This is a genomic window from Methylophilus sp. DW102 (genome assembly GCF_037076555.1).
GTDB classification, from domain to species: domain Bacteria; phylum Pseudomonadota; class Gammaproteobacteria; order Burkholderiales; family Methylophilaceae; genus Methylophilus; species Methylophilus glucosoxydans.
Window position 1 is genome coordinate 596,719 of record NZ_AP029023.1, and the last position, 14,528, is coordinate 611,246.

A 14,528-nucleotide genomic window follows, 5' to 3' on the forward strand; every position below is an offset into this window, starting at 1 on the left:
CGATGCGGATAGCTCCCGTATCGGCACTGTGCTTTTAGCCCGTTATTTAATCACGCCACACGCGATTCTTGGTCCCGCATTGCCCGCTGGCTGTGTCACATAATCGTCGGCATCGCGATGAAGAATCATCGCATGTCCAATCAGTGCATGTGCCCCTTCAGCCAGGCTGGCATTCTCCAGCGTTGCGCGGTAAATGGCATGGCCCGTGTTGTCTGCTTTCAGGTTAGGAAGGTCGCCAAAATGATGGCTAGGCGTTGCTTGCGAGGCATGTGGATGTGCATCGGGATTGAAGTGCCCGCCTGCACTCGAAGCATCCGCCGCAGAGCAATCGCCTTTCTCATGAATATGAAAGCCGTGTATGGAGTTGGGCGTCAAGCCAGCCACACGGGCAATCAACAGTACTTTCGTGCCCTGTTGAATCAGGTCTACATCACCGGTGACCTGTGAGTCGGATTTGGCTTCTAGCGTGGCGTGCGCAGAAGTCTGCTGCATGAAAGGTATTTGACTGCAGGAGGCCAATAAAAAAGGCGAGAGGCTGAGCAGCAAGCGGGATAGGGTTTGCATGAAATACTCCTTGGTATGAATCATTGAGCGAGAGATTGCTGTCATCAGGCGAGGGCAGGTGTCGCAAAGTCGGGCATAGACCCTTAAAGCAGGCACCAGGCTTCAAAAGTTTCCATGACGATGACTAGCACCATGCCACGATGCCTGGGTGATCCGACTACTTGGGTTGCAAGAAGCCCAGGCCATGCGACCAGGTAATCACATGCACGCCGGCCTCTTTCTGTTTGTCAGCAATTTGCAAATGCAGTTCATGCATTTTGGTCCAGTGGTGCTTGGGACGGTAATGGTGCTCGGCATGATAGCCATTGTTAAACCAGATCAGGTTGTAAAGCTTGCTGTAGCTGCTGACTCCCCAGGCAATCGGCAGCTCAGGATTGCCGCGCCAGTGCTCATACCAGCCGTTGAGCGAAGACAGGCAGTGGCCAAGATAATAAAACGGCACCATAAACAGCATGAATTTCCAGTTCAGCACAAAGCCGACCAGCACCAGCAGGATGGAGCAGAGGATTTCAAACACACCAAAGCGCGCCAGGCCAGGATTACGTTTTTTAATTTCCCGGTAGATTTCCGCCGGGTCGTCCCTGAAATAACTTTTGAAGGTATACGCCCAGACATTCTCAGGCTCTCCGTTGTTGCCATAGCGGTAAATTGAGAGCCAGTCTATGGTGTTGCCATTGGCATCCGGCCGGTCGCTGTTACCGATATGATGGCGTTTATGCACGGCATCATAAAAGGTTTGCGAGAAGACCATGGTCACAGACTCCAGCAGGCTGAATATCCGGTTCAGGAACTCAGACTTGAAGTAGGGGTTGTGGATGAAGTTATGCGAGATGCCATTGATATTCCATGAAATGCTGATGGCGTAGACCAGCCCCAGTAGTACATTGGCGTACCAGGGCAGGCGGTCAAACCATAGAAACATGCCAATCAAATAGGCAAAATGCAGTATTCCGAACACAACGGGGATCACATCCCAGTAAGAGTAGGCAAATAGAAAGCCTGGCTTGTTTTTGGCGGCCATTTATTGTTCCTTCATCCATTCCATCATAAATCCAATCGGGTGTGGCCAAGGGATCACCTTGACCCCGGCTTGTTTTTGTTTCTCGGCAATTTCTGTGTGCAAGGCATGCATCTGTGTCCAGTGATGCTTGGGCCGATAGTGATGTTCGGCGTGATAGCCATTGTTTAACCACAACCAGTTATAGAGTTTGTTGTAGCAGCTGACGCCCCAGGCAATTGGCAAGTCCGGGTTGGCGCCGGCGTGCTCATAGTAGCCATTCATGGCCGTCAGCGAATGGCCCAGGTAATAAAAGAACACGAAGAACAGCCCGAATTGCCAATCCCACAACAAAAAGCCCACGATCATCAAGGTGACCACGACGACTTCAAACACCGCAAAATAAGCCAATGCCTGGCTATGTTTTTTAATCAAACCGTAGATGCGTTTGGGATCATCACGGAAATAACTCAGCAGCGAGTATTTGAGTGGATGCTCTGCTTGACCATGCTCGCCATGACGATAAATGGAGATCCAGTCTATGGTCTCGCCATCGGCACCTTTGCGGTCATTGTTGCCGATGTGATGTTGCCGGTGGACATAGTCATACATGGTTTGCGAGAAGCCCATGGTGACTGATTCCATCAGGCTGAACAGTCGGTTGAGCAGGGCAGATTTGAAGTAGGCGTTGTGAATAAAGTTATGGGAAACACTATTCACATTCCACGAAATACTAAAGGCATAGATCAGTCCCACCACGCATTTTTGCCACAGCGCCAAACTATGAAAGCTGGAAATCATCCATGCAAAAAACAGAAAATGTAGGCAACCGGCAAGGACAGGGATGATATCCCAGGCACTATAAGCGAACAGGTAAGGAGATTTTTTGACGCGCACGGGCCAAACCTCAGCAATGATCCACGGATAAAATAATCTCGTATCATGCAGCGGATGACTTACTTAAGCCTTACAGCGGCAGAATTTTGCCAAACAGGGGCATGCGCCGACGTTTAGCGCATCGCAGAAGCAACAAAAAAGCCTGTGTAAAACACAGGCTTTTTTTGTAAGTGGCCGCTTAACTGGCGGACAGGCAGGATTTCATAAATGCTTTACGCTCATCGCCTTTGAGCGCTTTGGTTTTAGCGTCTGCGTTACAGGTTTTCATTTTTTCCTGTTGCGCGGTCAACCCTGAGCTGGCGCCCTCTGCGGACAGGCATTGTTTCATGAATGCTTTGCGTTCATCGCCGGCCAAGGCCTTGGCTTTTGCATCGGCGTTACAGGTTTTCATTTTTTCTTGTTGCGTGCCAGCCTGAACAGAAAAACAGACACAAGACAGCAACATAGCAATCACCAGTTTATTCATCGACGTCTCCAAACAAAATAAATTTTTCGAGTTTGAGGCTGCCAGCGGCGGGCCTGTGTGTTGCATTTTGACATAGAGCGCATGGCTTGGGGAATAAAAAAAGCCCGGGAGATCCCGGGCTTTTATGCCTGACGCTGAGACGTCTATTTAATGAATGGGCAGACGATAGAGCAAGCCGGCTTTCATGTCGGGGATCAGTAGTGATTTGCCATCCGCGGAGAGGCTGATATCGGCTGCCGACTGATAGCCCTGGATGATGCGTTGCGGCGTCGCTTTGGGGTCACTGAGTTGCCAGACGTTGCCGCCCGCCCAGTCACTCACATACAGCATGCCGTAGGCGTCGCGGATCAGGCCATCTGCGCCGCCAAAGCCCTGGTTCAGTAGCGTCACTACCGGCTTGCTGCCACCCAGTTGAACACTGAACAATTTGCCTGTGCCAAAGTCTGCGACCAGCAAACGGTTAGGGCCATCCATGAGCAAACCATTGGGGCGTTTGATCCCGGCATTGGCTTTGAGCACTTGCGTGACCTTACCCTCAGGCGTGAGTTTGAAAATCCCCGCGCCCTTGCCGTTGTCATCGCCACTGTCAGAGACGTAGACATTGCCTAGGCCATCAATCTCGATATCGTTCAGAAACACTGGTTTTTGTGGGAAGGCACTGGCGGCAGCGACTACGGTCTGCTTGCCGTTGCTGGTGTCAATCCGTACCACGCGATCATTATCCGCCACATACAGTTGGCCGTTAAACAGATCCAGCCCTTTGGGGTCATTCAGGCCTTCTGCCAGTGCGGTACGCGTGCCGTCGGCCGCAATGCGCGTGATTTTGCCATCGCCCGCTTTACCAAATTCACCGATTTCAGACACATATAGGGTGCCGTCCGGGCTGGCAAAAACGGATTCAGGCATGGCGAATCCGCTCAGTGTGTTGGCGGTGTTGGCGTTCACGCCTGACGCATCTGCTTTGCCGGTGTAGCTCACCCGGTAAATCACGCCATTGTAATCGTCCGAGACCAGCAACGAACCATCCGCAAGCTGTAACACATCCGTCGGGCGGCCCCAGACTTCGCCATCCGCGGTGAGCCAGCCATCAATAAATGGCTTGGTTTCCTTGACCTGGTGCTGAGCATCAAAAGTCACGCGCACCAACTGGTAGCCAACCGGCACCTTGCGGTTCCACGAGCCATGCTGGGCAATCACCGCATTGCCCTGATACTCGTCAGGGAATTGCTTGCCTGTGTAAAACTTGAAGCCCAGATTGGCGCTGTGCGCCTGGAATTCTGCAACAGGCTTGGTCACCTCAGCGGGCGGCGTTTTGTTTTTCCAGTTGGGATCGCGTGTATCGCCACCTGCATAATAGGGAAAGCCAAAGTGCAGCCCGGCTTTAGGTGCTGCGTTAAGTTCGTCATGCGGGATGTCTGGTCCGAGCAGATCGACGCCATTGTCAGTGAAAAACAGGGTTTGGGTGTCTGGCTGAAAATCCATGCCGACCGAGTTACGCACGCCTTTGGCAAACGTTTCCACATGACTGCCATCGGCATTCATGCGGATAATTGAGGCCTCGTGACCTGTCGGGTCGCAGATATTGCATGGCGCGCCTATGGTCACATATAGCTTGTTGTCCGGCCCCACCGCCAGATAGCGCCAACCGTGATGCGCCTTGTCCGGCAGTTGCTCATACACGACTTCACGCATGGCCTTAAACGGCAGCGTGAGGTCAAAGTCTGGGGCGGCATAGCGTGTGATGCGATGCTGCTCGGCGACATATAAATGGCCATCCACCATGGCGACGCCATTGCCAACCTTGAGATCGTCCAGAATGCTGACCACCTGGTCAGCCTTGTGATCTTTGTTTTTATCGACGACGGCATACACATGGTTGCCACGTGTACCGACATACACATTGCCATTGGTGCCCAGCGCCATCTGGCGGGCCCCCGGCACCTCGGCATACACATCAATCTGAAAGCCATCCGGCAGATGCAGTTTGTTTAAATTGGCACGTACATCATTGATATCTGCCCAGGATGCATTCGCCGCTGTCGCGAGCACGGCGCCCAACAGGCAGGTGATTAATCTTTTTTTCATCACGGATATCCTCTTCTCTACAAATATTTAAACCAATATACCTAGCTCAGCCAGTGTAAGCACTTGCGCAAGCCCTGCAAAGTTTAAAAATATGAAATGATTGCCTATTCCTATTTTGGATAGGCTGCTTATTGCTATTTGGTAGTAATATCAATGCCTGATTATTCAATCAACCGAGAATATTATGAATAATGAATGCTGGCATGCACACGATAAGGAACGGACTATTTCTCTGCTCTCGGCACTGACACCAAAAGAGGGATTTACCCTGACCGCACTCGATGGCGTCAAACTCATGCGCTGGAACCGGTCGATTGCACGCAGCCCAGTGTTTTACGAACCCAGTATTGTGTTCGTCTGCCAGGGCAGAAAAGTGGGTTACCTCGGCGGTGAGGTCTACCAGTATAACCCGCAGCAGTTTCTGATTCTGTCCGTGCCGTTGCCGTTTGAAAGCGAAACCATCGCCTCCCCAGACGAGCCACTGCTGGCCATTTCTATCCGTATCAACTTATCGGTGATCTCAGAGTTATTAATGAGTCTGGAGCACACAACGCCGATGCAGGTGAATGGCAAAAGCGGCATTATTTCTACTGCGTTGGACAAACAACTCTCCAATGCGGTGGTGCGATTGCTGGAGTGCCTGCAATCAAAAACGGAGGCTGCCGTGCTTGGCCAGGCGATTATCCGCGAGATTCATTATCGGCTGCTCACCTCGGCGCAATCTTCTGCCATCCTGGCCGCGCATAGCACGCACAGCAATTTGGGCCGCATCAGCAAAGCCTTGCGCCTGATTCATGCCGAATATGCCAACGCCCTCAATGTGGACACTCTGGCGGCGGTCTCTGCCATGAGTGTGCCGTCGTTTCATGCCGCCTTTCGCGATGTCACGGCCACTTCACCTATCCAGTATTTGAAAAAAACACGGCTGCACAAAGCCAGGTTGTTGATGGTGCAAGACGGTATGAATGCCACGCTGGCGGCGACCAAGGTGGGGTATGAGAGTGCTTCGCAGTTTAGCCGTGAGTTCAAGCGCATGTTTGGCCGCAGCCCGATGGAAGAGGTGAGTGCAGTCCGTAGTGCCTTGATCACTTCACCAGGGGAATTTATTGGCAATCAACGGGACTATGCTTATGTGACCGTTCAGCAATAGCGTCTATGCGGCCTGTCAAAACATCCGAGAGGAATAGGCAACGATTTGAGAAGAGCAGGCAAGCCGGATGACGTACGCTTGTTTAGACTGTTGATCAGACTGCGGACGACTTTGGCCGCGGAACATTTAGTTGAACAAAAAGACATGGAGATGCGATGAAAACTGCAGCCTACGGCGTACAAAATGCAACCTCGCCCGTTGCCCCTATGAGTATAGACCGCCGGGAGCCCGGTCCTAACGATGTGCTCATCGATATCGAGTACTGCGGGATTTGCCATTCGGATATTCACCAGGCGCGCAATGAATGGGGTGGCGGTTCACTTTATCCCATGGTGCCAGGACATGAAATTGTCGGCCGCGTGCGGCAGGTCGGCCCGCAAGTGAGCAAGTTCAAGCCTGGGCAATTGGTGGGGGTCGGTTGCATGGTGGATTCGTGCCGTCACTGTGAGGCCTGCGATGAAGGCGAAGAGCAATACTGTGACCACACGGTATTCACTTACAACGCCAAAGATCCCAAGCATGGCGGCCTGACCTTTGGTGGCTATGCCGAGCGGATTACCGTTGATGAACACTTTGTGGTCAGCGTGCCGGAAAACCTGGATACCAAAGCCGTGGCTCCCTTGCTCTGTGCCGGCATTACCTTGTATTCGCCATTGAAACACTGGCAGGTGCAGCCCGGCCAGAAAGTCGGCATTGTCGGCCTGGGCGGCTTGGGGCATATGGGGGTTAAATTGGCGGCCGCGATGGGCGCGCATGTGGTGATGATCACCACTTCGGCCAGCAAGGCGGCTGATGCGACCAAGCTGGGGGCGCATGAGGTGCTGATCTCCACACAAGCCGAAGACCTGGCCAAGCATGCTTCCAGTTTTGATTTGATTATTGACACGGTGCCGGTTGCCCATGACCTGAACCCTTACATTGGCCTGCTCAAGCGGGATAAAACCATCGTGCTGGTCGGTCCGCTGGACCCGGTTGACGTCCATGGCGCCAACCTGATCACGCAACGCCGTCATGTCGCCGGGTCACTGATAGGCGGCATTGCCGAAACCCAGGAAATGCTGGATTTCTGTGGCAAACATAACATCGTCAGCGATGTCGAGATGATCGATGCCAACTATATCAATGATGCTTACGAGCGCATGCTCAAGAGTGATGTGAAATATCGTTTTGTGATTGATATCAATTCCATGAAAGCTTAAGCGGTGAGTACTTGCCGTCTGGCGATAAAAAAGCCCTGTTGAAATGAACAGGGCTTTTTTATAGGTAATGCCAGGCCCGACCACCAAAGCTGAGGGCCGAAAACAGTTTAAACATATTCGTCTATCATTGAGAGTTTCTGCTTGGCAGGCGCCTGATTGTTCTGGTTGAACGTTGACGAGCCTTCTGTCTGCTTCTGCTTTTCTGCCGTTTCCTGTTTTTGCCGGATAAGTTGGTCCAGTTGTGCTTGCGTCGCCTCGATTTGCAATTGGATGAGCTTGGCTTTGGCCTGCCCTTCTTTCGATTGCGTATTAATCACTTCCTTCAGGTCTTTTTGCAGAGAGGTCAGCTTTTTCTGCAGTGCTTCTATGGCCGACTGGCTGCTGCCGCTCGTGCTGGCTGTACTGGTCATTTGAGTGCTCACAGCGGACATCGAAATAGAAATGGACATGGCATGCTCATAAAAGTATTGTCTACAATTTAATTACGACAGCAGCAGGGCAGACTTGAGGCGGGGACCTCAAAATCTGCGCAATCACACTTTTATTGTTGAGCTGCATTCACCTGGAATAGACGAGCTTGCAATTTGTTTGACACCATACTATACTGATCCGTACTATGTTGCTGCTCAAAGAGTTACCCACCTCCAAAAGCCTGGAAAAGTTTGTGACCCGCTATCCTGGCACAGACATTACAGCGATTTCTGACTTTGTCAGTATTTTGCGCGCCGCGTCGGATATTTCGACGGCGCTGGATGCGTTATTGGCCAGGCATGGCTTGCTGCAAGGACGCTGGTGGGTACTGGTGTTGCTGATGCGGCAGGATGACCTGACTTCTTCGCCTTCAGAACTGGCCGACAAAGCTGGCGTGACCAAGGCCACCATGACGGGTTTCATTGACGGGCTGGAGCGTGAGGGCCTGGTGTCGCGCTTTATGGATACCAGCGACAGGCGCAAATTCCTGATCCGGTTGTCGGTGGCTGGGCAACAAAAACTCGATGAAGTCATGCCGGACTATGTGCAATGCGTCACCCAGTTTATGAACGTCCTGGCCAAGGCACAAAGAGACACCCTGATTGCGGATTTGGCGACATTGGCCAGCCGCGTCGATTTGATTAAATAAACGGCGGCATCATTTTTTTAATTATTTAGTTTGATGCCGTACTATTAATAGCCATACTTTATGTCTCTGCCTTTCACCTCAACACTGACTGTTTTGTCGCCGCGTCAGCTCTGGCCGGTTGCGCGCAGTGCGGTCTGGCTCTTGGCGCTGTTGCTCAATGGATGTCTCAGCAGTCAAGGCATTGCGCCCGTGTCGCAGCCACTGCTACAGGATCAGTTAGCGCTGGGTAAAACCATTTCGGAGGCGCCTGTCATGGCGTGGCCCACCGAGCACTGGTGGTATGTCTATGGGGATGCACAGCTCAACCGTCTGATTGAGAAAAGTCTGCATGACCATCCTGACCTCAAAAAAGCGACGGCACGAATAGCCGTAACCACCGCTATGGCCGAGCAGGCCCATGCCGCCACCTTGCCCAACCTTGGCGGTAAAGTCAGCTCTTCACGCGAGCGGTTTACCGAGTTGAGCTTTATCCCCAAGCCGTGGGCAGGTCGCTTTAACTGGAACAACCAGGCGACCGTAGACATGACCTACAACCTGGACCTGTGGAAACAGCAGAAATCGGCGTGGCTGGCGGCACTGGATGAAACGCGGGTGGCGGACGCCGAAATGCAGCAGGTCAAGATTGAGCTCACGGCGGCGATAGTCAAAAGTGAGATCCAGCTTGCGGCCGAATATCAATGGCGCGACCTGGCACAAGACGAGCTGGACGATTTGCGTCACGAGATTGCTATTGCCCAAAAGGCCCTGGCGGCCGGACTCAATACCCAACTCGCCCTGAGTCGTCTGGAGGCGAGGCTACCAGCGGCGCAGAACAAACTGGTATTGATAGACTTGCACCTGACCTTGCTCAAAAACCAGATGGCGGCACTAAGCGGCGAGGGGCCTGGCGCGGGCGAAAGCATTACCCGCCCGACCTTGCATTTGTCCGCCAGCGTTGGCCTGCCTGACCACTTGCCCGCTAACCTGGTTGGCCGTCGCCCGGATATGGTAGCGGCCAGATGGCGGGTGGAGGCGGCACAGAAGCATATACAGAGTGCCAAAGCCGCGTTTTACCCGAATATCAATTTGCTGGGCTATGTCGGCTTTCAGGGACTTGCGTTTGCGAGTCTGTTTTCCAGTGCCGGTCTGGTGGGTAATCTGGGCCCAGCCATGACATTGCCGCTGTTTGATGGCGGCCGTCGACGCGCCAATCTGTCCGCCGAAACGGCCTTATATGACATGGCAGTGGAGGACTACAACGCCACGCTGCTGAAGGCACTTGAGCGCATCTCCAGCCAGTTGTCGGTCATGCAAACGGTAGAGGCTGAAATGACAAATACCCGGCAAGCCCTGGACAAGAGCGAGCAGACCCATCGGCTGGCGCTGAAAAACTACCGCGCCGGACTCAGTAACCGGGTCGAGAGCCTGCAAACCAATCTGCTGGTCTTGCAGCAAAAAAACGTGCTGGTCGAACAGGAGGCCGCGCGCCTGGAGGCGTATGCGGCACTGATGCTGGCCTTGGGTGGCGGCGTGATGGAGGAGGCGCATGCAACGCAGGCACGCCCTTAGGCAAGGTTGGCACGCGCTGGCGGCTGGCATTGCAATACTTGGCCACGGGGGGCGGTGGCTGGCCATCTGTGCGCAACAGGCCGGACTAGACTGGTACCGGCAGGATTTCCCGCTCATCGGATATTTGTTCAAGTATTTGCTCGCCTCTTGGCTGGCCTTATGGCTGGCTTTGAAAATGGAAATGGACCAGCCGGCGACGGCGCTCTTGACGGTGGTGATCGTCATGCATTTTCGCTCGGGCATGGTAATCACCAAGAGTTACTACCGGTTGATCGGCACGGGCATTGGTATCCTGTTTTCATTGCTACTGGTAGCCAGTTTTGCGCAGGACCGGTTCCCGTTTTTTATCGCGGCTGCGCTTTGGATAGGCTTGTGCACGGCGGGATCGCTGGTTTACCGCAACTTTCAATCTTATGGCTTTGTGCTGGCCGGTTACACACTGTGTATTGTCGGCTTGCCAGCCACGCTGACGCCCTGGCACACCTTTCAAATTGCCTCAACGCGCATGTCAGAAATCGGGGTGGGCTTGCTTAGTGCCAGCCTGGTGAGCGAGCTGGTGCTGCCGCAGCGCCTGTGGGAAACCATTCAGGCCGTGGTGCGTGGCAAGTTCCGTGATTTCAGTCTGTTGCTTGGGCAGGGCGAAGCTGCTGGCCTGAATCAGCCCGTGCTCAAGTTTATGCAAGACCTGTATCAACTGGAGTCTTTCCGGGCTTCGGCGCAATTTGAAACCGATGATGCGCGCGTGCATAGCACCACGATTAACCAGCTTAATCTGCAGTTTATGGCGGTTTCAACCACCTACATCGTCTTTCAGCGCCTGCAACAGCGGCTGCAGCGCAGTGGATGCAAGCATGATGCCGAGGCTTTGCAGGAGTTGATGCAACCCCTGGCGACGGCGGTGTTGAGTAAAGGACAACCCGCCATAAGTGCGCCAGAGCTGACGCAATTGCAACAGGCCGTTGCTGCGTATCAGCAAGCGTTTGCTACCGCGTTTCAGCGGCAGAGGCAGGCCTTGTCGATTCTGCCTGAGGGACAGCTGCTGACATTCGAGAGTGGGGCAGCGTTGTTGCAACGTCTGGCCGCCGAATTGGCCGCTTATCTGGACACCTATGTGTTGCTGGTGGCCAATCCGCGCAAGCGGCAAGTGGCCAGCCGCGAGTTTGCAGCCGCGCAGTTGCAAATGCATATTGACTGGTTGCCGGTGGCAATTGCCGCGACACGTGGCGCACTCACCTTGCTGGTGCTGGCCGTGCTCTGGATGACCATAGACTGGCCTTCCGGCATCCTGGCCATGACCCTGGGGGTGATTACCAGCACCTTGTTTGCGGGCAGCCCGACGCCGATGGCTACCTTGCGCCAGTTTACGCTTGGCGTGGTACTGGGCATTGTGCTGGTTTACCTGAGCAATGTGTTCTGGCTGACGGCGGCACACGACTACGTCATGTTGTGCATCGTGATTGCCCCGGCCATTTTGCTGACGGCCTGGCTCATTGCCCGGCCTGCCACCGCACTTGTCGGGGCTGGGCTGGGCATTGCCTACTTTTTAATGGTTGGCTTTAACCAGGCGCTGGGTGATCTGCCGGTCAGATATTTCAATGATTCGATTGCACTCATGATTGCGCTGGCGGTGTCCGCCATCCTGTTCAGCCTGACTGACTATGCCGCCAGCCCCTGGGCCAGGCGCCGCTTGCTGGCGCAATTGCGCGGGCTAGTGGTGGAGGCTTGCCTGAATACCACCATGACCGCGGCGGCGTTTGAAATGCGGGCACGCGACCTGATCCAGCGCTCGGGCGACCTGCATAGACCACAAGCGGCAGACAGCGTCCACGTCGCAGAGGCATTGTGTGCGGCGCTGGAGATGGGCCATGCCGTACTGGCCTTGCGCACGGCGGCGGTGGCGTTGCCTGCGCAGCCGCAGCGATTAGTGCAACATACACTGTTGCTGGTCGCACACGACTACAAACAGCCCAGCCGCAAACATCAGCAACAGGTCTTGCAATGGCTGGATCACTTTTTGGTCTGGTTGCAAGGCGGTGAATATGCGCAGAGCTTGTCGCCGACGCAAGTGCAAAAGCTGGTAACGCAGTTACATTTTGTCCGGCTGGTGATCGACACCGAAATGCCTGCGCTCAGCCCTAGGTCCTTATGAAGGAGACGACACATGTGGCATGCATGGATTCCGCGTGAACTGACATTTCTGGATGCACATGTGCCGACGTTGTTCGTCGCCTTTTTGCTCGCCGCCGTGGTGGTCTGGCAGCTAGATCAATGGCTGGCCGCATGGGCGATTTACGAGCGGCTCTGGTACCCGGCGCTGTTTCGGGTGGCGCTGTTTTTTGGCTTGTTTTCGCTGTTTGGCTTAATGGTGTATTGAAAGGGAGACACATGCAAACGCAACGTATCTGGATGAAAGTCACCACAGGCGTGCTACGCGCAGGGATCACGCTAGGCATTGCCGTGGCGGCTGGCTGGTTGGCTTACACGTTGTGGGTGCGTTATACCGACTACCCATGGACACGGGATGGCCGCGTGCGCGCCGATGTGGTGAATATTGCCCCGGATGTGGCCGGGCTGGTGACGACGGTGCCAGTGCACGATAACCAGTATGTGCATCAAGGCGATGTGCTATTCCGCATAGACCCCCTGCATTATGCGCATGCCCTGGCCGAAGCCAAGGCCGTGGCCCAGCAGCGCAAATCGCTATGGGAGATGAAGCAGCAACAAGCCTTACGCCGGGCCCATCTGGATGATGAAGTCATTTCTCGCGAGAACCGTGAAGATACCGATTTGGGGGCGTTGGCGGCCAAAGCAGAATATGAGGGCGCGCTCGCCCAGGTCGAGAAAATCAAGCTGGACCTGGAACGTACCGTGGTGCGCTCCCCCGTGGATGGCTGGGTGTCGAACCTGCTGGTTCGGCCCGGCGATTTTGCCCAGGTCGGGGCGGCCAAGCTGGCAGTCATCGACCAGCACTCGTTCTGGGTCTATGGATATTTTGAGGAACACAAACTGAGCATGATCAAGCCGGGTGACGCAGCCGACGTGCAGTTGCTGGGCAGCCACACCACGCTCAAGGGGCACGTGGAAAGCATTGCCCACGGCATTACCGACCGCGACAACCCTACCGACGTGCGCCTGCTGGCCAATGTCAACCCGACCTTTAACTGGGTGCGGCTGGCACAACGCATCCCGGTGCGTATCCGGCTGGATCAGATTCCGGCAGGCCTGACGCTGGTTGCAGGCATGACGTGTTCGGTGGTCATCAACCCCTAGTGCATTGCGCAACATGCAACAGAAGGGCGCGGCTCTGTTAAGATGACAACTCATTGATGACAATCTAAGCGCATGCTTAAAGAAAAACCGCCCCAGGGACTGTGGTCCCTGCTCATTTCCATTCTCGCTTATCTGGCGCTGGCGCAAGCCGACAAAGTCATCACGCTCGGGCAGCCTGAGTCGCTCATCATTGCGGTCCTGTTTGTCTTGCTGATTATCAACCTGGCTTTTCAGTTATCGTTTCAGGTGGAATATGTCGCCGAACGGCTCAAAGAGCCTTATGGCACCATGATTCTTACCATCAGCGCTGTCATCATCGAAGTGGTGATTATTGTCATGATGCTCAGCCATACCTCCTCGACCACCTTGGCCAGAGATGCGATTTACTCCGCGGTGATGCTGGATATCAACGGCATTCTCGGCTTGTGTGCCATTGTCGGCGGCATCAAGTACGGCGAGGTCGAGTACAACGTCAACTCGGGCAATACCTATATTGTCATGATCATGACCGCGCTGGGCATCTCGATGGCCTTGCCCGCTTTTTTGCCGCCTGAGCACTGGCGCGTGTATTCCATGTTCACCATCGTGACCATGAGTGTGTTTTATGCCCTGTTTCTCAAAATGCAAACCGGGCGGCACCGCAATTATTTCAGCTACCGTGACCAGCACCAGGCCATGCTGGAACAGGGCCAGCCTGTGCCGGTGATCAGTACCAATGTCAAATTTTCCATTCTTTACATCCTGGCCGGCATCGTTACCATCGGCTTTCTGTCTGAAGAAATGAGCCTGCATATGGATGCGGGCCTGACTGGCAGCGGCGTGCCGCCGATTGTGGCGGCGATCGTGGTTGCGATTATTGCGGCCAGCCCGGAAGTGCTCACCGCCTTAAAGGCTGCCGTTAATGACCGCATGCAAACCGTGGTCAATATTGCGCTAGGGGCTACCTTGTCTACCGTAATTTTGACGGTGCCGGTGATTGAAGCGATTGCGCTGATTGAGGACAGGCAGCTGATTGTCGGCTTGTCGCCCACGCAGATGGTGATGACGTTTTTGACTTTGATTGTGGCCACCATTAATCTGCATGATGGTGAAACCAATGCGATTGAAGGCATGACGCATTTTGTCTTGTTTATGGCGTTTGCCATGCTGGCATCCCTAGGCATGTGATGATTGACTTGTGATGATGGGCATGTGATGGTCTGTGTGTGATTTCCCGTTAAAAAAGAACTGTT

General features: G+C 54.1%; 14 protein-coding genes. 8 read left to right on the plus strand and 6 right to left on the minus strand.

Annotated features, from left to right (window positions below; translation table 11 throughout):
- Positions 1 to 42: 42 nt before the first annotated feature.
- The 5 genes from AACH41_RS02855 to AACH41_RS02875 form a co-directional block, all read right to left on the minus strand.
- Positions 43 to 564 carry a superoxide dismutase family protein gene (locus AACH41_RS02855; RefSeq protein WP_338656612.1) on the minus strand — a complete coding sequence of 174 codons (522 nt, stop codon included), beginning with the start codon at positions 562 to 564 and terminating at the stop codon, positions 43 to 45.
- 157 nt (positions 565 to 721) lie between these two features.
- Complete coding sequence (locus tag AACH41_RS02860; RefSeq protein WP_338656614.1) at positions 722 to 1,585, minus strand: fatty acid desaturase; 864 nt, start codon at positions 1,583 to 1,585, stop codon at positions 722 to 724.
- On the minus strand, positions 1,586 to 2,458 hold the full coding sequence (locus AACH41_RS02865; protein WP_313987010.1) for a fatty acid desaturase: 873 nt from the start codon (positions 2,456 to 2,458) through the stop codon (positions 1,586 to 1,588). It abuts the gene before it with no gap.
- Between the two features lie 178 nt (positions 2,459 to 2,636).
- Positions 2,637 to 2,924 carry a PsiF family protein gene (locus tag AACH41_RS02870; protein WP_194749345.1) on the minus strand — a complete coding sequence of 96 codons (288 nt, stop codon included), beginning with the start codon at positions 2,922 to 2,924 and terminating at the stop codon, positions 2,637 to 2,639.
- A 147-nt stretch (positions 2,925 to 3,071) separates the two neighbouring features.
- Positions 3,072 to 5,009, minus strand: a complete 1,938-nt coding sequence (locus tag AACH41_RS02875) for an SMP-30/gluconolactonase/LRE family protein (protein ID WP_338656619.1) — start codon at positions 5,007 to 5,009, stop codon at positions 3,072 to 3,074.
- 184 nt (positions 5,010 to 5,193) lie between these two features.
- Here AACH41_RS02875 and AACH41_RS02880 point away from each other — a divergent pair, with 184 nt between their 5' ends.
- Positions 5,194 to 6,159, plus strand: a complete 966-nt coding sequence (locus AACH41_RS02880) for an AraC family transcriptional regulator (RefSeq protein WP_194749347.1) — start codon at positions 5,194 to 5,196, stop codon at positions 6,157 to 6,159.
- A gap of 155 nt (positions 6,160 to 6,314) precedes the next feature.
- The gene (locus AACH41_RS02885; protein WP_338656622.1) at positions 6,315 to 7,358 is read left to right on the plus strand and encodes an NAD(P)-dependent alcohol dehydrogenase; all 1,044 of its coding nucleotides are present in this window, start codon (positions 6,315 to 6,317) and stop codon (positions 7,356 to 7,358) included.
- A gap of 107 nt (positions 7,359 to 7,465) precedes the next feature.
- Here the strand turns inward: AACH41_RS02885 and AACH41_RS02890 are convergent, their stop codons facing one another.
- Positions 7,466 to 7,807: a FlxA-like family protein gene (locus AACH41_RS02890; RefSeq protein ID WP_338656623.1), complete on the minus strand. Its 342-nt coding sequence runs from the start codon at positions 7,805 to 7,807 to the stop codon at positions 7,466 to 7,468.
- A 167-nt stretch (positions 7,808 to 7,974) separates the two neighbouring features.
- Here AACH41_RS02890 and AACH41_RS02895 point away from each other — a divergent pair, with 167 nt between their 5' ends.
- The 6 genes from AACH41_RS02895 to AACH41_RS02920 all read left to right on the plus strand — a co-directional run bounded on the left by AACH41_RS02895 (position 7,975) and on the right by AACH41_RS02920 (position 14,463).
- Complete coding sequence (locus AACH41_RS02895) at positions 7,975 to 8,478, plus strand: MarR family transcriptional regulator (protein WP_338656625.1); 504 nt, start codon at positions 7,975 to 7,977, stop codon at positions 8,476 to 8,478.
- Positions 8,479 to 8,538: 60 nt separating this feature from the next.
- Complete coding sequence (locus AACH41_RS02900; protein WP_338656626.1) at positions 8,539 to 10,026, plus strand: efflux transporter outer membrane subunit; 1,488 nt, start codon at positions 8,539 to 8,541, stop codon at positions 10,024 to 10,026.
- Positions 10,004 to 12,175: an FUSC family protein gene (locus AACH41_RS02905; protein WP_338656627.1), complete on the plus strand. Its 2,172-nt coding sequence runs from the start codon at positions 10,004 to 10,006 to the stop codon at positions 12,173 to 12,175. Before AACH41_RS02900 ends, AACH41_RS02905 begins: the two co-directional genes overlap by 23 nt.
- Positions 12,176 to 12,187: 12 nt before the next feature.
- Positions 12,188 to 12,400, plus strand: a complete 213-nt coding sequence (locus tag AACH41_RS02910) for a DUF1656 domain-containing protein (protein ID WP_275356702.1) — start codon at positions 12,188 to 12,190, stop codon at positions 12,398 to 12,400.
- Positions 12,401 to 12,411: 11 nt separating this feature from the next.
- The gene (locus AACH41_RS02915; protein WP_338656630.1) at positions 12,412 to 13,296 is read left to right on the plus strand and encodes a biotin/lipoyl-binding protein; all 885 of its coding nucleotides are present in this window, start codon (positions 12,412 to 12,414) and stop codon (positions 13,294 to 13,296) included.
- A gap of 72 nt (positions 13,297 to 13,368) precedes the next feature.
- The gene (locus tag AACH41_RS02920; protein WP_194749354.1) at positions 13,369 to 14,463 is read left to right on the plus strand and encodes a calcium:proton antiporter; all 1,095 of its coding nucleotides are present in this window, start codon (positions 13,369 to 13,371) and stop codon (positions 14,461 to 14,463) included.
- The last annotated feature ends 65 nt before the right edge of the window (positions 14,464 to 14,528 follow it).